The organism is Chryseobacterium sp. C-71, assembly GCF_020911865.1.
Classification (GTDB): domain Bacteria; phylum Bacteroidota; class Bacteroidia; order Flavobacteriales; family Weeksellaceae; genus Chryseobacterium.
In genome coordinates this window covers 936,798-957,172 of record NZ_CP087131.1, presented here as the reverse complement: position 1 = coordinate 957,172, position 20,375 = coordinate 936,798, and the positions used below count along the sequence as shown (strand labels likewise).

The 20,375-nt window shown below is 34.1% G+C and carries 23 protein-coding genes; 21 read left to right on the top strand and 2 right to left on the bottom strand.

All coding sequences use genetic code 11. The features are described from left to right. Nucleotides 1-12: 12 nt before the first annotated feature. Together LNP04_RS04280 and LNP04_RS04275 are read right to left on the bottom strand one after the other, a co-directional pair. Complete coding sequence (locus LNP04_RS04280; protein WP_229985339.1) at nt 13-1,131, bottom strand: hypothetical protein; 1,119 nt, start codon at nt 1,129-1,131, stop codon at nt 13-15. A gap of 13 nt (nt 1,132-1,144) precedes the next feature. After that, a complete protein-coding gene (locus tag LNP04_RS04275; protein ID WP_229985338.1) occupies nt 1,145-1,597 on the bottom strand; it encodes a T9SS type A sorting domain-containing protein in 453 nt (150 codons plus the stop codon). Nucleotides 1,598-1,764: 167 nt separating this feature from the next. Here LNP04_RS04275 and tpx point away from each other — a divergent pair, with 167 nt between their 5' ends. From tpx to LNP04_RS04170, 21 genes are all read left to right on the top strand, one after another. After that, nucleotides 1,765-2,262 carry a thiol peroxidase gene (gene tpx, locus LNP04_RS04270; protein WP_229985337.1) on the top strand — a complete coding sequence of 166 codons (498 nt, stop codon included), beginning with the start codon at nt 1,765-1,767 and terminating at the stop codon, nt 2,260-2,262. A gap of 89 nt (nt 2,263-2,351) precedes the next feature. Continuing rightward, entirely contained in the window at nt 2,352-4,697 is a 2,346-nt protein-coding gene (locus LNP04_RS04265) for an adenylate/guanylate cyclase domain-containing protein (RefSeq protein ID WP_229985336.1), read from the top strand. Between the two features lie 10 nt (nt 4,698-4,707). Beyond that, nucleotides 4,708-6,717: an adenylate/guanylate cyclase domain-containing protein gene (locus tag LNP04_RS04260; RefSeq protein ID WP_229985335.1), complete on the top strand. Its 2,010-nt coding sequence runs from the start codon at nt 4,708-4,710 to the stop codon at nt 6,715-6,717. A gap of 153 nt (nt 6,718-6,870) precedes the next feature. Then, a complete protein-coding gene (locus tag LNP04_RS04255) occupies nt 6,871-7,455 on the top strand; it encodes an HD domain-containing protein (protein WP_229985334.1) in 585 nt (194 codons plus the stop codon). A gap of 7 nt (nt 7,456-7,462) precedes the next feature. Then, a complete protein-coding gene (locus LNP04_RS04250; RefSeq protein ID WP_229985333.1) occupies nt 7,463-8,344 on the top strand; it encodes a YitT family protein in 882 nt (293 codons plus the stop codon). Between the two features lie 283 nt (nt 8,345-8,627). Next, complete coding sequence (locus tag LNP04_RS04245) at nt 8,628-9,839, top strand: DUF763 domain-containing protein (protein WP_229985332.1); 1,212 nt, start codon at nt 8,628-8,630, stop codon at nt 9,837-9,839. 180 nt (nt 9,840-10,019) lie between these two features. Further along, entirely contained in the window at nt 10,020-10,610 is a 591-nt protein-coding gene (locus LNP04_RS04240; protein WP_229985331.1) for a Crp/Fnr family transcriptional regulator, read from the top strand. A 76-nt stretch (nt 10,611-10,686) separates the two neighbouring features. Beyond that, on the top strand, nt 10,687-11,097 hold the full coding sequence (locus LNP04_RS04235) for a VOC family protein (RefSeq protein WP_229985330.1): 411 nt from the start codon (nt 10,687-10,689) through the stop codon (nt 11,095-11,097). Nucleotides 11,098-11,130: 33 nt separating this feature from the next. Beyond that, a complete protein-coding gene (locus LNP04_RS04230; RefSeq protein WP_229985329.1) occupies nt 11,131-11,541 on the top strand; it encodes a VOC family protein in 411 nt (136 codons plus the stop codon). Between the two features lie 24 nt (nt 11,542-11,565). Beyond that, nucleotides 11,566-12,090: a DinB family protein gene (locus LNP04_RS04225; protein ID WP_229985328.1), complete on the top strand. Its 525-nt coding sequence runs from the start codon at nt 11,566-11,568 to the stop codon at nt 12,088-12,090. Between the two features lie 43 nt (nt 12,091-12,133). Then, on the top strand, nt 12,134-12,565 hold the full coding sequence (locus tag LNP04_RS04220; RefSeq protein ID WP_229985327.1) for a VOC family protein: 432 nt from the start codon (nt 12,134-12,136) through the stop codon (nt 12,563-12,565). Nucleotides 12,566-12,635: 70 nt separating this feature from the next. Then, a complete protein-coding gene (locus LNP04_RS04215; RefSeq protein ID WP_229985326.1) occupies nt 12,636-13,049 on the top strand; it encodes an SRPBCC family protein in 414 nt (137 codons plus the stop codon). A gap of 32 nt (nt 13,050-13,081) precedes the next feature. After that, entirely contained in the window at nt 13,082-13,318 is a 237-nt protein-coding gene (locus tag LNP04_RS04210; protein ID WP_229985325.1) for a DNA-directed RNA polymerase subunit alpha C-terminal domain-containing protein, read from the top strand. An 88-nt stretch (nt 13,319-13,406) separates the two neighbouring features. Continuing rightward, on the top strand, nt 13,407-14,270 hold the full coding sequence (locus LNP04_RS04205; RefSeq protein ID WP_229985324.1) for a VOC family protein: 864 nt from the start codon (nt 13,407-13,409) through the stop codon (nt 14,268-14,270). Between the two features lie 140 nt (nt 14,271-14,410). Further along, entirely contained in the window at nt 14,411-15,244 is an 834-nt protein-coding gene (locus tag LNP04_RS04200; RefSeq protein ID WP_229985323.1) for an SDR family oxidoreductase, read from the top strand. A 42-nt stretch (nt 15,245-15,286) separates the two neighbouring features. Then, entirely contained in the window at nt 15,287-15,715 is a 429-nt protein-coding gene (locus tag LNP04_RS04195) for an SRPBCC domain-containing protein (RefSeq protein ID WP_229985322.1), read from the top strand. A gap of 110 nt (nt 15,716-15,825) precedes the next feature. Next, nucleotides 15,826-16,269, top strand: coding sequence for an SRPBCC domain-containing protein (locus LNP04_RS04190; protein WP_229985321.1), 444 nt, complete (start codon nt 15,826-15,828; stop codon nt 16,267-16,269). 90 nt (nt 16,270-16,359) lie between these two features. Next, nucleotides 16,360-16,818 carry a hypothetical protein gene (locus tag LNP04_RS04185; RefSeq protein ID WP_229985320.1) on the top strand — a complete coding sequence of 153 codons (459 nt, stop codon included), beginning with the start codon at nt 16,360-16,362 and terminating at the stop codon, nt 16,816-16,818. A 177-nt stretch (nt 16,819-16,995) separates the two neighbouring features. Beyond that, nucleotides 16,996-18,999, top strand: a complete 2,004-nt coding sequence (locus tag LNP04_RS04180) for a S9 family peptidase (protein ID WP_229985319.1) — start codon at nt 16,996-16,998, stop codon at nt 18,997-18,999. Between the two features lie 377 nt (nt 19,000-19,376). Then, the gene (locus LNP04_RS04175; RefSeq protein ID WP_229985318.1) at nt 19,377-19,931 is read left to right on the top strand and encodes an RNA polymerase sigma factor; all 555 of its coding nucleotides are present in this window, start codon (nt 19,377-19,379) and stop codon (nt 19,929-19,931) included. 11 nt (nt 19,932-19,942) lie between these two features. Further along, nucleotides 19,943-20,281, top strand: coding sequence for a hypothetical protein (locus LNP04_RS04170; protein WP_229985317.1), 339 nt, complete (start codon nt 19,943-19,945; stop codon nt 20,279-20,281). The last annotated feature ends 94 nt before the right edge of the window (nt 20,282-20,375 follow it).

Genomic DNA, 20,375 nt, shown 5'->3' with positions numbered 1-20,375 from the left:
TGCCTCTTTAAATTATATTTGTGTAATTGTATAAGTTCCTGTTCCGTTAAATTGTATTGTAAAAGTAATTTTATAATTTTTTGGTGTACTCGTAGTATTAGGAAAATTGATATAATCGCCATTTAAGTCGAGACTTCCGTCGTTTAAATTATCGCCTAATGTTTCACTGAAGCTATTATTATTCAAAGAAATTTTAAATGCTTTTGCATTTGTATTGGTTACTCCAGAAACATTTATGTTAAAAACATTAGTAGATACTCCATAAGTCAATCCAGATACTGTTGCCGTTCCACTGTCAAATATTATAGTAGGATTAAAATTATTAAAATATACTCCATAAAAAGTAACTCCATTAACATTTCCTTGAGCAGCCACTCTAATTTGATAAAATCCGTTTGAATTGATCAAATATTCATTTCCGTTAGGAATAAGATCATTACCAGTATTAGATCCATAAGTTTGAGCTCCTGAATTTTGAGCTCCAGTAAATTTAAATGTACTATTAGCTGCAAAATATTTATATCCTATTTTATCACCGTTAGCTAATCTTAGCAGTTCAGCATTACTTGCGTTGTACGAATTATAGGAACCATACATATATAAATTTGTAGGTATTATCTGACTAACTGTATTTGAGTTTGTAGGCAAACTCAAAGTTCCCGCATTATTTACACCTAAAGTATAGGCTGTTCCATTTGGAGATGTAAGTGTAATGCCTTGTCCCGCTCCTGTTACAACAGTTTTACTAACCTGAGAATAGGGTACACTCATCAATTGATTTACCCCAACATTCGTATAATTACTTCCGCCTGCAGGATCCATTTCTACTTTTACAAATTTTGTATTAGTTCCCCAATTAATCGCTCCAAAATTTCCTGTTGTAGGAGTTCCTTGTCCGATATTTAAGTTAACCAAACCTTTTGAGTTTGTTGTTTTATTTTGAGTTTCAGTATATAAAACAGTTCCTGTCGCAGAATTATCTAAAATGCTTATTCTTAAAGCAACATTTCCGTTGGCAATTGGAGCACCCGTAGCGTTGAAAGCAATTGTTTGATAACTAAAAGCTTGCGGAACTTGTGCGCTTAAGAAAGAAGCGATAAATAATCCTAAAGTAGCGTATAATTTTTTCATGTTTGATTAGTTTTTAAGGTTTTTTAATAATTTTAATTGGCTTGATGTCAGGATTTTTGAACGTCATCATGTAAGTGCCTTGACTCAATGTTCTTAAATCTAATTTGTCTGACTGTAATTTTGTTTTTAAGACAAGTCTTCCTGCAAAGTCGTATATTTCAACTTCGTCGATTTTTGATTTTGAATTTAATTTTACATAAACGAAATCAGCGGTAGGATTCGGGTAGATTTTTACAGTCTCTTTTTCCAATTCACTTACGCCCAAAACCTGTAATACAGTCTGATAAAGCATTCCCATTGTTCCCGAATTGTTTTGGTCAGGATCTGTAGGAATCACATAGATTTCTCCTACAGAATGCGTGAAATTATCTGCAGATACAGCTCCGGAATTGATGTTGCCAATTACTGACTGGGCAAATCCGAAGCATGGTACTGCAAATAACAACAGAGTAATTTTTCCTCGCATGGTTATTAATTTTTTTTTAAGTGCGTAAATCTAATTAAATTTTGATATTGAAAAGATGATTTTAATTATAAGTATTTTTATGTTCATTTTAAGAATTATTTAACCTTTATTTCAAATGAAATCGGCTGAAAATTGAATAAATTTGAGAAACTTTAAAAAATTAAATTATGTCTAATATTACTTTAAAAGGAAACGCAGTACACACATTAGGAAAACTTCCTGAAGTAGGTTTTACCATCAAAGAATTTGCTTTGGTAGATTCAGGCTTAAATGTAAAAACTTTAGAAAGCTTTGAAGGAAAGAAGAAAGTATTCAACATCTTCCCAAGTATCGATACACCTACATGTGCATCTTCGGCAAGAAAATTCAATGAAGAAGCTAATAACCTTGAAAATACAGTTGTCATCAATGTATCTAAAGATTTACCGTTTGCTTTAACAAGATTTTGTGCTGCTGAAGGTCTGAATAATGTAGAAACACTTTCAGATTTCAGAGGAACTTTCGGTGATGATTATGAAGTAACCATCACAGATTCTCCAATGAAAGGTCTTTTGAGCCGTGCTGTAATCGTTACTGACGAAAACAATAAAGTAGTTTACACAGAGCAGGTTTCTGAGATTGCCAACGAGCCAAATTATAGCGCAGCTTTAGATGCTTTGAAATAAATAATAAGTATTTCTCATCAATTAGAATCATTCTGTTAGTTTAATAGAATGATTTTTTTATTTTTGTGAATCAACGCAATAACCAACCATTGAAAAATAAATTTACTTCTTTAGCAATCATCTGTTTTCTTTTTTACGGAAATACAGTTTTTATAGCGCAGGAAGCTGCGGTAATTGTTGATTTAAAAAGTAAGCTTTCGAAATCAAAAGACGAAAAAGAAAAAAATCAGCTGATTCGGGATATCGCAAATGAGTATATTAAAGCTAAAACTGTAGACAGCATTCTGGTCTATGGAAAAAAATCTTTGCCCTATTTAAAGAAAACTAATGATTTTGTAAGATTGGGTAACGTCAATTTGGTTTTAGCTCAAATTTTAACGTCAAATCTTACATATAAAGACTCAGAGTTTTATCTTAAAGAAGCAGATAAATATTATAAAGCAGCAAACAATTCTGATAAAAAAGCCGTCGTTAACTATTATTTCGGTTTACTATATTCTTACGAGAAAAAATTTGCAGAGTCAACAGATTATTTACAAAGAAATATTCAGTATTATCTTGATGGGAAAGAAATAAACAAAGAAAACAAGTACTATATAATGCTAAGTTATCAAAGTTTGGTTTCAAGTTCTTTTGTGCGGCAAAATTATGGTGAGTCATACAAATATCTTAATACCTACATTGATTTTATAAAAAAGAATTATCCTGAAAAGATAGAGTATGCACACGAAATGTTGGCAGGCTTCTATCTTACAACAGAAGATTCAAAAAAAGCGTTGAATGTTTATAAGAACCTTCTGCCTATCTATACTAAACAAAAGAAATATGAAAATTTAGCATATGTAAACAGAAATATTGGATCTTCATACTACGGTCTAAAGAAAATGGATTCTGCAAAAATTTATTTGAACGAAGCACTCAGATATTACGAATCTAAAAATGATAATGAGAAAATGGCTGACATCAATAGTATTTTGTCTCATATTTATTTTGATGATAAAGACTATCAGAAATCTGAAGATTTAATAACCAAAGCTATACAGTTGTCACCCGAAAAAAGTGATAACAATTTTAATCATAAATCCTATTATTCAGCTGTGAAGGTTTATAATATGTTTCGAGATAGTGCTCAGATAAGAAAAGATGTACATAAAAGAGCAGAATTAGAAAATATTATCACAGATCTTAACAAAATCTCTTTAGCTGCACAAAACGAAAGATGGTTTGTAGACCCAAGTGTGACGATTACAAACTACACTACACTTTCTAATGCTTACGAACTTCTGGGAGATTATAAAAAAGCTCATATGTATTTTCAGAAAGCAATGACTGAAAAAGACAAAGCGTATGGAAATGAAAAAATGAAAGAACTTTCTAATCTTCAATCTGAAACAGAAGTTGCCAATGAAAGAGCAAAAGTAAAGCTAGAGGAAGAAACCAAACGCATCCAGTTACAAAAAGAAATAGAGCTAAAAGCGCTCCGTTTTGAATTTGAAAAAAAACAAGCAGCTGCAAAAACCAATGAAGAGCGTAAAAGGCTATTGCTAGAGGAAGATTTAAGAAGAAAAGAAATTCAATTTAAATTTGATCAGAAACAGCAGGCGGTTCTCTTAAAATACAATCAGGAAAAAAATATTACCAAAATTAATCAGGAGAAAAAAGATGCCATTGCAAAAGCTGAATTAGAAAGTTCTCAAAATCAAAAAAATATTTGGGCAGTCGGAGCTGGTCTGTCACTTCTTTTATTAGGTTTTGCAGGATTTTCATACAACCAAAAGCGTAAAGACAACAAAAAAATTGCAGAAGAAAAATTAAAATCAGATAATTTACTCCTAAATATTCTTCCGCATGAAGTTGCTGAGGAACTTAAAGAAAAAGGGAAAACCAATGCAAAACATTTCGATGAGGTTTCAGTTCTGTTCACAGATTTTGTCAACTTTACGGCAAATTCCGAACGGATTGGCGTGCAGGAAGTTCTCAATGAGCTGAATATCTGTTTCACAGAGTTTGACAGCATCATGGAAAAATACAATTTAGAAAAGATAAAAACCATCGGTGATGCGTATTTAGCAGTGAGTGGTTTGCCTGTTTCGAACGATCAACATGCAAAAAATGCAGTCAATGCAAGTTTAGAAATTCTTTCTTATATTCAACAAAGAAAAAAAGACAACCCGAACGCTTTAGATATAAGAATAGGAATTCACTCGGGACCTATCATTGCAGGGATTGTGGGTGTGAAAAAATTCGCTTACGATATTTGGGGAGATACGGTGAATACGGCAGCAAGAATGGAGCAGAACAGTTCATCGGGAAAAGTAAATGTTTCTGAAGCAACCTATCAACTAATAAAAGATGATTTTACTTTTGAGCATCGCGGAAAAATCGAAACCAAAGGTAAAGGTGCAATGGAGATGTATTTTGTTAATCAAATTTAATTTTATCACAGTGAAAAAAAATCTACTCCTAACATTTTTACTTTTCTTGTTAATAGGATTGCAAAATTTCTGTTTTGCACAAAATTCTCGTGAGAAACCTAAAGTTTTTACCGAAAAGGAAATAAAAAACGGCGCAGAAATTTCTGAAGCAAGTAAATTTTTTGCAGGTGACAATCCGGCTTTTGCATCTGTTGAATTCGATGATTCTAATTGGAAAAACCTTGAGTTTTCATCCAAAAAAAATTATACTAAAGATCACCCTTATTGGATTAGGTATTATTTTAAAATAGATTCTACAATGATTAATGAGTCATTGTGTTTTGATGTGAAACAGGTTGGAGCATCTGAAATTTATCTAAACGGTAAAAAAATCGAAACTATTGGCAAAATAGGAGATAGCAAAACAAGTGTGTTCAAAATAAAAAATGAAGTTCCGCAATTATTTTCTTTAAATAATACAGAAGTTAACGTTATAGCCATTCGCTTTTTACCCATCGTTGGTAAAAAAATAAGCATCAATTATAGTCCTGTAACGCTGGATGTAGAGTTGGTTTCTGCCAAGGAGTTTTTGGATGAAAATATTAAAATGATGAAGGGGTTCAATTTTGTGGCTATGCTCATCTGTGGCGTTTTTTCAGCTCTAGGTTTCATTCATTTGCTCTTATTTTTATTTTACAGAAAAGCGATTTACAATCTGTATTTTTCAATATATAATCTTTCCATCGGTTTGCTAAGTTACATGGTTCTTTCGTTTTACGAAATGACAGATCCTTCAAGTGTAGATATTTATGGTTTCTTTTCTTTTTTCTCAGTACTGGCTTTTGGAGCTTCGCTTACAGGTTTCGTCAATACTTTATTTGGAAGAAGTAAGATCAGGTTAAATGTTTTACTTATTATTGCGGCTTTGCTTCTTATTGTGTATTATTTCAGTGCGGCTGCGGCTATAAGTACTGTTTTTTTCTATATATTTTTCGTTTGGTTTGAATCTCTTTATCTCATTATCAGAGCAATGATTAGAAAAGAAAAATCTGCATTTATTGTTGGTGGCGGAATTCTTACATTTTTTGCAATCATTATTCTTACCATCATTGCTAAGATTTTAGATTCTTTAAATATTGAAATGCCCACAATGTTTTCGGGAGATGAATTTGGCATATTTGTCTTAGTTCTGATTCTTGTAAGTTTCCCTATTTCGATCTCTGCTTATTTGGGCTGGCAATTTGCATCAACCAATTTAAGTCTGATAAAACAGCTCGATGAAGTCAACCGACTTTCTGATGTCAATTTAAAACAAGAACAGGAAAAACAGCAGATTCTTCAGGATCAAAATGACTTACTTGAAAAACAAGTTGATGAAAGAACCTTCGAATTGCAGAAAGAAAAACAGAAAACAGAAAACTTACTACTTAATATTCTTCCACATGAAGTAGCTGAAGAATTAAAAGAAAACGGAAGTTCTGAAGCCAAATATTACGATGAAGTGACTGTTTTATTTACCGATTTTGTTAATTTTACCCAGAGTTCTGAAAAATTGGGTGCCGAGAAAATGCTGGTAGAATTGAATGAATGTTTCACCGCTTTCGATATGATTATGGAAAAGCATGGTTTAGAAAAAATAAAAACGATTGGTGATGCTTATTTAGCGGTGTGTGGTTTACCGCTTAAAAATGAATGCCACGCTTATCAGACAGTTTTGGTAGCTTTGGATATTATTGATTTTATTGAAGAACGAAAAAAATCAAATCCAAATGCTTTAGATATAAGAATCGGAATTAATTCAGGATCTTTGATTGCCGGAATTGTTGGTGTTAAAAAATTCGCTTATGATATTTGGGGCGACACCGTAAATACTGCTGCAAGAATGGAGCAAAACAGCGAAAAAGGGAAAATAAATATCTCAGATTCAACCTATCAATTGGTAAGAGAAAAAATTAACTGTGAGTACAGAGGAAAAATACACACCAAAGGAAAAGGCGAAATGGATATGTATTTTGCTATTGAAACAAAAGAGGATTTATAAATTATTTACAACTATTAGTACAAAAGACTTTGTAATCTTTGCTGAGTGAAAAACCTTTGCGAACTTAAAACAGTCAGTAGTCAAAAAAACTTTGCGAACTTTGCGTTAAAAAATTAGCATCGCTGTAAACAAAAAAACACTTTCTATTTAAATATGGAATACGAAAAATTAAATAAAATAATATTAAAAAGACTCAAGGAAAATCTTCCGGAGCACCTTTCTTACCACAGCGTGATGCATGTGAAAGACGTTATTGATTCTGTCGAAAAAATTGCGAAGTCAGAAAAAGTCAATGATGAAGATTTAGTTCTGCTGAAAACGGCAGCATTATTCCACGATACAGGATTTTTGTACGGTTCAAAAGAGCATGAGGCAAAATCTTGCGAAATTGCAGAAGAATATCTTTCAGAACATGGTTATTCTCAGGAGCAGATTGAGAAAATCAAAGGAATGATCATGGCGACAAAAATTCCGCAGACTCCGCACAATCACTTAGAAGAAATTTTAGCCGACGCTGATCTGGATTACCTTGGAAGAGACGATTTCTTTGTGATCGGAGATAAATTATTCGAAGAACTTTCGATGTTTGGAATCGTAAATTCTGAACGTGATTGGAATTTATTGCAGGAAAAATTCCTTGAAAGCCATCATTATTTTACCCAGACAACCATCAACAACAGAAAACAGAAGAAACAGGAAAATCTTGATATCATCAAATCAAAACTAAAAAACGACTAATCCTAATATGAGCTCAGCTTCAACTAAACATGGTCCGCTATTTTCAATTTCGGATATTATCTATCTCGTTTTGGGAGTGATTTCGGCAAGTTTTGCTTTAAAATCTTTCCTGGTTCCTAACCACTTTTTAGATGGTGGTGTTACCGGAATTTCACTTTTATTACACGAAGTTTATCATTGGAATCTTGGCGTGATTTTACTGGTTTTAAATATTCCTTTCATTGTTTTGGCATATTTCCAGATTGGAAAACACTTTGCTATCCGAAGTTTTTTGACCATCTTATTGATCATTATAACCATTTATGTTGTTCCTTTTCCTGAATTGACGCACGATAAACTGCTGGTCGCCATGTTCGGCGGATTTTTCATGGGAATCGGAATTGGTTTAGCTATGAGAGGTGGCGGAACGTTCGACGGAATGGAAGTTTTAGCATTATTAACATTCAAAAAAAGCAGTTTCAGTATTACTGAGATTATTCTAGGAATGAATGTCATTATCTTCATTATTGCGGTAAAATTCTTGAATGTGGAAACGGCTTTATATGCAATTATGACGTATTTGGTGGCAAGTCAGATCACAAAATACGTCATTGAAGGTATCGAAGCATATACAGGCGTTACCATCGTTTCGGGGAACAGTGAAGAAATTAAGAAAGCTTTGGTTTTAACGATGAATAGAGGAATTACAGTCTACAAAGGCGAAAGAGGTTTTATGAAAGAGTCTTTTGAGCAAAGTGCCGATGCCGATATTATCTTCACGATTGTAACTCGTTTAGAAGTAAGAAAATTACAGAATATCGTTCGCTCTATCGATCCGAAAGCATTTATTTTCACCCAAACCGTCAGAGAACCTCAGGGCGGAATTGTAAAGGAAATTATAAAACATTAAAGTTTAAATTAATATTAAATATTGCCTTGTGGAAATTGTTTTCGCAAGGCTTTTTTGTTAATTTTAAACTCAAACAGCACAAATGTATTACACAAATAAACACAAATGTTTTCATCAATAGGAACGGGCTTTAGCCCGTTTAATAAGTGAAAAATCGTAATGGCTTTAGCCAAAATTTATAGTTCTCTTTTCGTGAAATTTGTGACAAGAATTTGTGTTCTTCGTGTTTAAAAAACTGCTTCAAATCATCAAAATTATTTATAATTAAAACTACCTTTACGGAATGAAACGCTCCGGAACCGCAACATTACCTCTTCACTACGGAAAAGTTCCGCCTTGGCTTTACGAGCGTATGTCTGTACTCGGGCTTTCAATTGTAGAAGTAATGTTGGCTGATTACGGAAAAGATGAGGTGCTTAAAAGATTGGCAGATCCGTTTTGGTTTCAGAGTTTTGGTGCAGTGATGGGAATGGATTGGCATTCTTCAGGAATCACAACTTCCGTAATGGGCGCTTTGAAGCGCAGCATCAATCCGAATTCAAAAGAACTCGGAATTTATATTTGTGGTGGAAAAGGCAGGTTTTCAAAAGAAACTCCGAACGAACTTCTCGTTATTGCAGATAAAACAGGTTTAAATGGAACTGAATTAGTTCGTGCAAGCAAATTATCGGCAAAGGTTGACAACACGGCAATTCAGGATGGTTATCAGTTGTATCTGCATAATTTCATTGTTTCAGACGAAGGAAATTGGGCAGTCGTACAGCAAGGCATGAATGATTCAGACGGAACTGCAAGACGTTATCATTGGCATTCTGAAAATATGGAATCTTTTGTTGATGAACCCCACAAAGGAATTCAGGGAATCAACCAAGGTCAGATCCTGAATTTAACAGCTCATGAAGCTCAGGAAAGCCGGAAAGGAATTTTAGAAATTTCTCACACCAATTCAGAAAAGATCATGCAGGATTTTGCCAATTTGATTTTACCTGCGCATCATGATGTTCGTGCTTCTGATGTTGATTTGAAAAAACTGGGAACACTTTTGTACATGACCAGAGAAAATCAGCCTGAGAATTTTGAAGAATTGCTTTTATTGAAAGGTGTGGGACCAAGAACTCTACAAAGTCTGGCGTTGGTAAGCGAAGTTATTCACGGAGCGCCTTCAAGGTTCAGAGATCCTGCAAGATTTTCTTTTGCTCATGGTGGAAAAGACGGGCATCCGTTTCCCGTTCCCATCAATGTTTATGACGAAACCATCAATATTCTTCAGAAAGGAATTGAAAAATCAAAGCTTGGAAATTCAGATAAATTACAGTCAATCAATAAACTTCACACTATTATTTCTGAAGCAGAGAAAAGTTTCACTCCAGATTTCGATATTAATGATGTGATTGAAGAAGAACGTCAAAACTCATGGCGTTTCGGCGGGAAAACAGTCTTCGGTGATGCAGAAAAACCTTCGAAACAAAAACCAATTCAGCTTTCGTTATTTTAATTGATAAAAGATTGGTTTAAATGAATTATCAAAATAAATTTACTTTTCTCTGTGGTTTATTTTTCAACTAAAATATCTGATGTCTTCATAACTTTTGCAACTTTTGTGTTTTAAATTTAAATATTTCACTTTTAATTCCAAATAAAAATTTAATTTTAAAGCCTTAAAAACATTATTTGGATGAGCACAAAAGCCTTTAACGTTTACCACGATTTTCCTTTTTTCTTCCCTGAAGAGCTTAATGAAATAATTAATGCACACGAAAAAGTATTTTTTCAAAAAGGCGATTTTATTTTGGAAGAAGGAAAAACATCCAACGAATATTTAATTTTAGAGAAAGGTTTAGCTCGGTCTTTTGTGAATGATTTTAACGGAAACGAAGTGACCACCAATTTCTTTGTTGAAAACGAAATTATCATTGAAGTTTCTTCATTGTTTCAGAGAATTCCTACCCAGGAAAACATTGTCTGCATCACAGATTGTGAATGTCAAAAAATCGATTTTGATACTTTTCAGGAATTATATCATAAAATACAAAACCTAAGTGAATGGGGGAGAGCTTGGATGTCGCAAGAACTTTTCACCTATAAACAACGTTCCGTAGAAATGTTTACACTATCTGCAACAAAACGTTATCTCAATCTTTTAGAACAAAAACCTCATGTAATACAATTTGCACCACTAAAGCAAATTGCTTCTTATCTTGGTGTGACAGACACTTCATTAAGCAGAATCCGCAAAGAATTGGTTTCGCATCCTAAGAAAAATTAAATCTTGTCTTATGGCAAGTTCATTTTCATCCTGACTTGGTAATTTTGGTTAAATGTTTAACCTTTAAAATTACAAAATGGAAATCACGGATATTTATGTAAACCTTCCCGTAAAAGATGTTCAGAAAACGAGAGATTTCTGGACTAAACTAGGCTTTTCGATTAACGAACAGTTTTCAGATGAAAAAGCGATCTGTGTAGTGATGAAAGAAAATCACATCTACACCATGTTTTTGCATGAAGAATTTTTCAAAACTTTCACAGACCGACCTGTCGCAAACGGACAAACTACACAGACTCTTTTGGCAATCGGCGTTAAAAGCCGTGCCGAAGTGGATGAAATGGTAAAAACCGCCACCGAAAATGGAGGTTCAGAATACAGCGAACCACGAGATCACGGATGGATGTATCAACATGCTTTTTCAGATTTAGATGGGCATCAATGGGAGGTTTTGTTTGGAGATGTTTCTCAGCTTCCGACATCATAAGATTCTAATTATTATAAATTTAAAATCACGAAAATGAAAATCAATCAGATTTATGTCAACCTTCCGGTAAAAGATGTTCAGAAAACAAAAGACTTCTGGAAAAAGCTCGGATTTACGATTAACGAACAATTCTCAGATGAAAAAGCGGTTTGTGTGGTTTTAAATGATAACACTTTCGTTATGTTTTTAACTGAAGAATATTTCCAGACTTTTTCTGAAAGACCTGTTCCAAAGGGCGATACCACACAAGTTTTGGTCTCAATTGGTTTAGATAGCCGTGAGGAAGTTGATCAGGTAGTGGATGCTGCTGTAGCAAATGGTGCAACTCAGCATGAAGAACCGCAGGATTACGGATGGATGTATCAAAACTCTTTCTGGGACATCAATGGTCATGGCTGGAATGTAACTTTCGCAGATTTATCTCAAATGCCTTCGCAACCTTAACTTTAAACCTTATAGCTTATACTTATGGACACACCAAAATCACAAAAACTAGAAATTATCATTCCTGCGTTTCGTGGACACAGCCAGAATTTTTTAATGGTTCTTGATGGAATTACTGAAGAAGATGCTTTGAAAAGAATTGAAGGCAGAACCAATCACATCGTTTGGATGGTAGGGAACTTTCTCGATATGCGCTACGCCATGGGAAATGTTCTCGGAATTGAAGAAAAATTTGAATTCAAAGAATATTTCTCTGAAGGAAAAGCGTTGGATGAAAATTTCAAATATCCGACTTTACAACAGTTGAAAGACAGTTTCCATAAAATTTCACCTTTAGTTTATCAAAAATTACTTGAAGTTTCTGATGAAGATTTAGATAAAGATTTCCCAATGGGAATGAATATCGAATTTTTCCCGGAAAACGTTCTGAATTTTGTCGGAATGTGCATAGGACGTGAAGATTATCTCTCCGGACAAATCGGACTGATGCGAAGAATTCTCAATTACGAAGGAATGAAATATGACTTTGATGAGAACATGAAATATTAAACTATTAAATATTCAATTTTATTTTAACCTAAATCTAAAAATCATGCCTAAATTAAATCCATACCTCAATTTTGACGGTACAGCAGAAGAAGCTTTTACATTTTACAAAACTGTTTTCGGTGGCGAATTCGTTGGTGAAATCCACAAAATGGGGAATGCTCCCGGAACTGAAAACCTTTCAGAAGAAGAAAAAAACAGAGTAATGCACATCGCACTTCCAGTGGGGGGTGATCTTTTGATGGCTTCAGACATCGTTCCTTCATTCGGACAAAATTTAACAGTTGGGAACAACAATTATTTTTCTATTTTCCCGGATTCAAGAGAAGATGCAGAGAGAATTTTTAATGAACTTTCTGAAGGTGGAAACATTGAAATGCCACTCGAAGACCAGTTTTGGGGTGATTATTTCGGAAGTTTCCAGGATAAGTACAATGTGTATTGGATGATCAATTACAATGAAGAATACACAAAATAGTTTTATATTTAACTTACTAAAGGGCAGCTGTAAAGTTGCTCTTCTTTTAAAATAAGTAAACATTAATAAAATGGATCAGATTAATATAGATATTACAATTTTAGCACAGGTAAAAAAAGTTTGGGAGTATTACAACAAACCTGAACATATCGTCAAATGGAATTTTGCCGACGAAAGCTGGGAGTGCCCGAGTTCTGAAAATGATCTCAAAGTAGGTGGAAAATTCAATAACAGAATGGAGGCAAAAGATGGAAGTTTCGGATTTGATTTTATAGGAATTTATGATGAAATTATAGAATTTCAACTGATTAAATACCATATTGAAGATGGTCGAAGTGTTGAGATTATTTTTGAAAAGGTAGACGAAAATACAACGAAAGTAAACATCAGTTTCGATCCTGAAAAACAAAATTCTGTAGAGATGCAGCGCGAAGGTTGGTACGCAATTTTAAATAATTTCCACAAGTACGTGGAAAATAATTAAAGTAATTTTTAATCGTGATTAATCTGATCATCATGGCAAAGTCTATAAAAGCAATATGTATTGATCGTCATTCCGTTTCAAACGATTTTTTAAAAGGCATTGTAGCAATGCCTGCAAGAAGAGCTTTGGAAAAAAAAAAAATAGATTCTTTAGAAAAACTAACAGATTATTCTGAAGAAGAGCTTTTGCAGTTTCATGGTTTTGGGAAAACAACGATTCAGAAATTGAAAATTTACATGAGAGATCATGGTAAATCGTTTAAATTGTGAGAATATTTTAACCTCAAAAGTACAATTGTTTGTACAAGATTAATGACGTTAAAGATGATATTTAAAGATTTTTAAAAGAAATAAAATTATGAACAACAATATTTTCCCGTGTCTCTGGCACAATGAGGACGCAAAAGAAGCAGCAGAGTTTTATTGTAAAGTGTTTAACGGAACAATCACCACAGATACTCCGGTTGTTTTAAATATTGAACTTTTTGGTCAGAAATTTATGCTTTTAAATGGCGGTCCTCAGTTTGAGAAAAATGCTTCGGTTTCGTTTATGGTATTGTGTGAAACTGATGATGAGGTTCAAGATTATTGGGATCAATTATCAGACGGAGGAATTGTTTTAATGGAACTGGGGGAGTATGCCTGGAGTAAAAAGTACGGCTGGGTTCGGGACAAATTTGGTACGACTTGGCAATTATATCTTGGTGAAAAGCAGGGCGATCAAAGAATTATTCCAACATTGATGTTCATCCACCAAAACAACGGAAAGGCAATTGAAGCAATGGAATTATATACTGAAATTTTTCCCAATTCTAAAATTGGAGGTGTGCTTAAATATGTAGACGGTGTAGGAAATGAAACACATGAAGTTCCGGAAAATATACAGCATGCACACTTTGAAATTGATAATTATAGCTTTTTCTGTATGGATAATTCTTATGACCACAAATTTGATTTTAATGAAGGGATTTCTTTGGTTATCATGACCGATAATCAGGAAGAAACAGATCATCTGTGGAATTCTCTTACATCAGATGGCGGAAGAGAAAGCATGTGCGGCTGGCTGAAGGATAAATACGGAATCAGTTGGCAAATAGTACCTAAAAAATTAATTCAATTAATGAATGATTCTGATCAGCTGAAAGCTCAAAAAGTCGTTCAGGCTATGATGAAGATGCAGAAAATTGTGATTAAAGATTTGGAAGATGCGTACCATTCTTAAATATTTGGTTGGAAGCTTGATGATGGAGGCTGGAAGTAATATAAAGCCTGAAAATAACTTCCAACATCCAGCTTCCATCATCCAAACTATTTCCTCTTCGGCTTGCTGTTTGTTGTTATGAATGAAAAAAAGATTTGCTTATGAAAACGCAGAACAAGTCAAAATCATTATCGAAAGTTCCAAAAGACGGATTGTATCCAGAAATTATCCGAAAAAATTATTTAGGAAGTAAAAAACTATTGAACAAAAAAGCCATCATTTCCGGCGGTGATAGCGGAATCGGCCAGGCAGTTGCAGTCCATTTTGCCAGAGAAGGTGCAGACGTTGCCATAATTTATCAGGAAAATGATAAAGATGCAAAAGAAACCGCAAAGCTGGTAGAGGAGGAAGGTCGGCAGTGTATTCTGATGAAAGGTGATATTTCCAAAAAATCATTCAGAACAAAGAGTCTGGAGAGAGTTAAAAAACAATGGAAAACCTTTGATATTTTGGTTAATAATGCAGGAATTCAGTTTCCTAAAACGGATGTTGAAAAAATATCTGATAACCAGATTGCCAAAACTTTTGAGGTGAATATCATTTCGATGATTTCTTTCACGAGAGACTTTTTAAATATCATCAATAAAGGTGGAAGGATCATTTGCACAACCTCAGTTACAGCGTATCGTGGGAGCAATCATCTCATCGATTATTCAGCAACAAAAGGTGCGATTGCGACATTTATTCGGTCACTTTCTGTAAATCTTGCTGAAAGGAAAATTCTCGTCAATGGAGTAGCTCCAGGACCAATATGGACACCGCTTGTGAAAGAAACTTTTGAAGACATTGCCTCTTTTGGAAAAGACACTCCTTTGAAAAGAGCTGGGCAGCCCTCTGAAGTTGCACCGGCTTATGTTTTTCTGGCTTCGGAAGATTCTAGTTTTATTACCGGTGAAATTATCCACATCAATGGAGGAGATTTTGTAGGCGGATAATTAGTTTTGACATCAAACATTAAACATCAAATATTTTTATGTATGGAAACTTTAGAATTTAAAATTGACATTGAAGCGGCTCCCGAAAAAGTGTGGACGGTACTTTGGGACGATATGAGTTATAGACAGTGGACATCTGCTTTTACCAAAGGTTCGTTTTATGTCGGAACGTGGGAAGAAGAGAGCATCATGAAATTCTTTGATCCCGAAAACAATGGAATGTACAGCCGCGTTCTTAAAAATGATCCCAACAGAGAGATGGTTTTTATTCATTTGGGAGAAATATTTGATGGTGTTGAAGTGCCTCAGGATTGGGGTGATGCCACAGAATCTTATCTTTTGGAGGAGACAGAAGATGGAACCAAATTGACTGCGAAAATTAAAAGTTCTGAAGAATTTAAAGGGTTTTTCGAAGACAAATTCCCCAATGCACTTAAAAATGTAAAGCATCTATCTGAAAATCAATTATAAGGAATCTCAGATTTCACAAATGAACTGTACGAATATTCAAAGATTACTTACTTTAGTGATGTAGAATGTTAGTGCTCTTCGTGTTTTAATTAAATAAAAAAATAAAAATTATGGAAACATTATCTTACGAAATTATCATCAATGCACCCAAACAAAAAGTCTGGGACGTTCTTTGGGGAAAAGATACATACAGTGAATGGACACAATTTTTCGGTCCAGGATCGCAAATGAAAACCGACTGGAAAGTGGATGGGAAAACCTACTTTGTAAATCCTAAAGGTGCCGGAATGGTTTCTACCATCGACAGTATTGAAGAACCGGATCAGATGATTTTCAAACATCTCGGAATGGTTGATGAAAATGGAGTAGAAGATACAGAAAGCATGGAAATCAAGCAGTGGAGCGGTTGTTTCGAAAAATATATTCTCATAGATTATGATGGCAAAACCAAACTTCATGTGGAAGTACAGACCGAGAAAGATTGGGAAGAGCACATGCAAAATGGTTTTACCAAAGGTTTGGAAGTAGTCAAAAATCTTTCCGAAGCCAATTAGCGGGAGTTGAATAGCTGTTCATTTGGTATTTGAGTATAGATTACAACTTTTAGATTAAATTTACAATTAAAATCCATAATCTGTTAGGACATGAAATTATTAAGCGTTCTTTTTGTTACATTTATTATAGCTTTAATCGGGTGCAAATTCATTCAGGGAAGCTGGAATTTTTTGTTTGCAGGAAATTTAGGAATGACAGTCTTTATCATTTTCACAGGTTTGTCTCATTTTAAATTTCAAAAAGGAATGGCTTTAATGATCCCTGATTTTATTCCTGCTAAATTATTCTGGGTTTATTTTACAGGAATTTTAGAAATTGCCGCAGGAATTGGTTTGATGATTCCTTCAATTCGGGAGATTACAGCGATTTTATTGATTGTTTTTTATATTTTGGTTTTTGCAGCCAACATTAATTCATCCAAAAAGAATGTCAACATCTTTAAAGGAGATTACTCAGGTCCCGGAATGGCTTATCTGTATAAAGAAAGAATTCCGATGCAGATTATTTTAATTTCTTGGACTTGGTATTTCGGAATTTATTTGAATTAAATTAAGGAATTTTCATATCATCATAAAACCGGAAAGTAATGTACTTTTCGGTTTTCTTTATGAATAAATTGGCAATAAAAAAAAGTATGTAACAATTATGTATTTTTAGTTGTCTAATATAGACACTATTATTTATTAAAGTAATAGATCATTTTAAAACTAAATCCCATAGATATTATGACTATTAATTCTAAAATTTTTACAGCCGCTCAGGTGGTTATTTCAGCAATAATGATGAATGCACAGACTTCCACAACAAAATTACCTGGAGATCCTACATTGGTGTCTTCCAAAGCTACTTTAGAAAAATTGATCTCGTACGATAAAGGAAACTTTAAATACAAGGTTGAGGATTATTTTGCAATACCCAAAGCCTCGCAGTTTAAAATCTCGCCTGACGGAAAATATTTGTCTTATAAAGAAAAGGATAAAGACAGTAAAAATCATGTTTTCGTAAAAGACCTTGCGACGGGAAAAGTGACCAAAGCACTTGTTGAAAAAGAAGATCTGATAAGAAGTTATGGCTGGTTGAATAAAAAACGTCTTTTTTATACTCAGGACAAGAGCGGAAATGAAAATCTTCATTTATACGCAGCAGATATTGATGGAAAAAATCTTAAAGATCTCACCCCTTTCGATGGAGTAACCATTGGTTTGGTGCAAATCATAAAAGATACTGACTTTGTTGTGGTCACCATGAATAAAAACAATAAACAGATTTTTGAGCCTTTCAAAATAAATTTTGTTACCGGTGAGATGACTCAGCTTTATGAAAATAAAGATCCTAAAAATCCTATCGACGGCTACCTTTTTGATAAAGAAGGAAACTTGAGAGGATATACGATTTTAGAAAACGGATTAACAACAAAGACCTATTATAAAAATCAGCAATCCGGAAAGTTTGATCTGATAAAATCAACAGATTGGAAAGATACATTCAGTATCATGAGATTCAATGATAACTCAAAAAATAAAGATGAGGCTTATGTCGTTACGAATCTAGATAGTGACAAATCTAGAATTGTACTGTATGATTTAAAGAAAAATGCTGTCATTAAAGAGGTTTATTCAAATCCAACTTTTGATGTGAACTCTGTAAGTATCGCTGGTAAAAACAGAAATTATGAATTAGACTACATCAGTTACAATGGTATTAAGAATGAAACCATTCCTGTAAGTTCATTTTATAAAGAAGTTGATGCACAGTTGAAATCTGAATTTGGTGAAAAACAGTTTTATGTAGTTTCTTCCGATGACAACGATTCTAAACTTTTAGTGGTGGTTGACAGTGATAAATTATACGGAAAATATTATGAGTACGATACCAAATCCAAAAAACTAAAACTTCTTCTCGACCTGATGCCACAATTAAAAGAAGAGGACATGGCGGAAATGAGACCTATTGAATTCAAAAGCAGAGATGGCTTGACGATTCATGGATATATTACTTTACCGAAAGCAGCTGTTGATGGTCAGAAAGTTCCTTTGATTGTAAATCCTCACGGTGGTCCGCAGGGAATCAGAGATGATTGGGGATTTAATCCGGAAACTCAATTATTTGCAAGTCGTGGGTATGCAACTTTGCAGGTTAACTTCAGAATTTCTGGCGGTTATGGTAAAGAGTTTCAGAATTCGGGCTACAAACAGATTGGAAGAAAAGCAATGGATGATGTGGAAGACGGAGTGAAATATGCTATCTCGCAAGGTTGGGTCGATAAGGATAAAATTGCCATCTATGGCGGAAGTCACGGTGGTTATGCTACTTTGATGGGATTGATCAAAACACCAGATTTATATTCTTGTGGTGTTGATTACGTGGGTGTTTCAAATATCTTCACATTCTTCGATTCTTTCCCTGAATACTGGAAACCGTACAAAGAAATGGTAAAACAGATATGGTACGATTTAGACAATCCTGAAGAAGCTAAAATTGCGAAAGAAGTTTCACCTGTTTTCCAGATTGATAAAATTAAAAAGCCATTATTTGTGGTGCAAGGAGCAAATGATCCGAGAGTGAATATAAATGAATCAGATCAGATTGTAAAAGCTTTGAGAGGTAAAGGTTTTGAAGTTCCGTACATGGTTAAATATGACGAAGGTCACGGATTCGGAAAAGAAGCCAATAGACTAGAATTGTATAAATATATGCTGGGTTTCTTCGCTGAAAATTTTAATAAATAAATTTCAAAAAAATCTATAAAAAGAAACGGGAAGTATTTTGCTTTCCGTTTTTTTGTTAAAATAACGACACAATTTTGTTACAATATTTCAGCGCACAGAATTCCCCTCCTCTGGAGGGGTGGATCAATTTTCAAAGAAAATTGAGACGGGGTGGTTCTATAGCCCGGATAGAAACGGCTACCCCACAGCAAGCGATGGAAAAAGCATAGGAGCGAGGAGTAATAGTGGATAGCCGGATAAGCTCCCGAAAAAATATTGCAACAAAAACACGATTAACAGACGTAAAATTGTAATGTCAAAAAAAATCTCTACATTCATTAAAGTAAAACAAAAAGTACAATCGTCATAGCAATATGGAGATTGCCGAGAAAATAACAATGCCACAGAAGGAAAAGGAAAACATTATTTCGCAAACCGTATCAAATTACGGTGGAAAACTGATGTCTTTCATTCGCCCGAAAGTGAAAAATACCGAAGATGCGGAAGATATTCTGCAGGAGGTGTGGTACCAGTTTAGCAGTTTGACCAATCTTTCTGAAATTGTAAATGTCGGCGGGTGGTTGTACCGGGTTACTTCCAACAAAATCATCGATAAATACAGAAAAAAGAAAACCGAAAACCTTGAAGATTTCGTCTACGAAGATGAAGACGGTTCGTTTTCGATAAAAGATATTCTGTTGCTCGACGACAGCGCCGGCCCCGATGTGAAAATGTTTCAGGATGAGATTTGGAAGAAATTGTTTGGAGCTTTAGAAGAACTTCCGGAAAAACAGAAATTGGTTTACATGGAAAATGAACTGAATGATAAAACCTTGCAGCAAATCGCTGATGAACAAGGTGAAAATATTAAAACTATCATCAGTAGAAAAAATTATGCAGTGAAGCATTTGAGAAACCGATTGAGACAATTGTACGAAGATTTAAATAATTAGAAATAAATAAAATGAACAATAAATATAAAAAAAGCTGGGCGCTTTTAATTTTATGTCCGCCCTTGATTTTCCTTGCCGTTGCGTTGATTGTGATGTGGCTTTGGAACTGTATTCTTCCCGAAGTTATCGGTGTGAAAAGTATCAATTACTGGCAGGCGATGGGAATTTTGGTATTAAGTAAAATTCTTTTCGGAGGTTTTCACGGAAAATTCGGAAGAGGAATGCGAGACATGAAGGAGAAGCATTTGCAACATAAAATGGAAGGAATGTCTGACGAGGAAAAAGAAAAATTCAAAGAAGTCTGGAGACAGAAATGTTCAACAGGATTTTTCAACAGAAACAACGAATAGTTTGAAATTTTTGAAGTAGTAAAGTAAAAACTAAAACGAATTCGTCTCTATAAAAAAGAAGTAGTTGTCTTATCAATATTAAAAACCTTGTGTT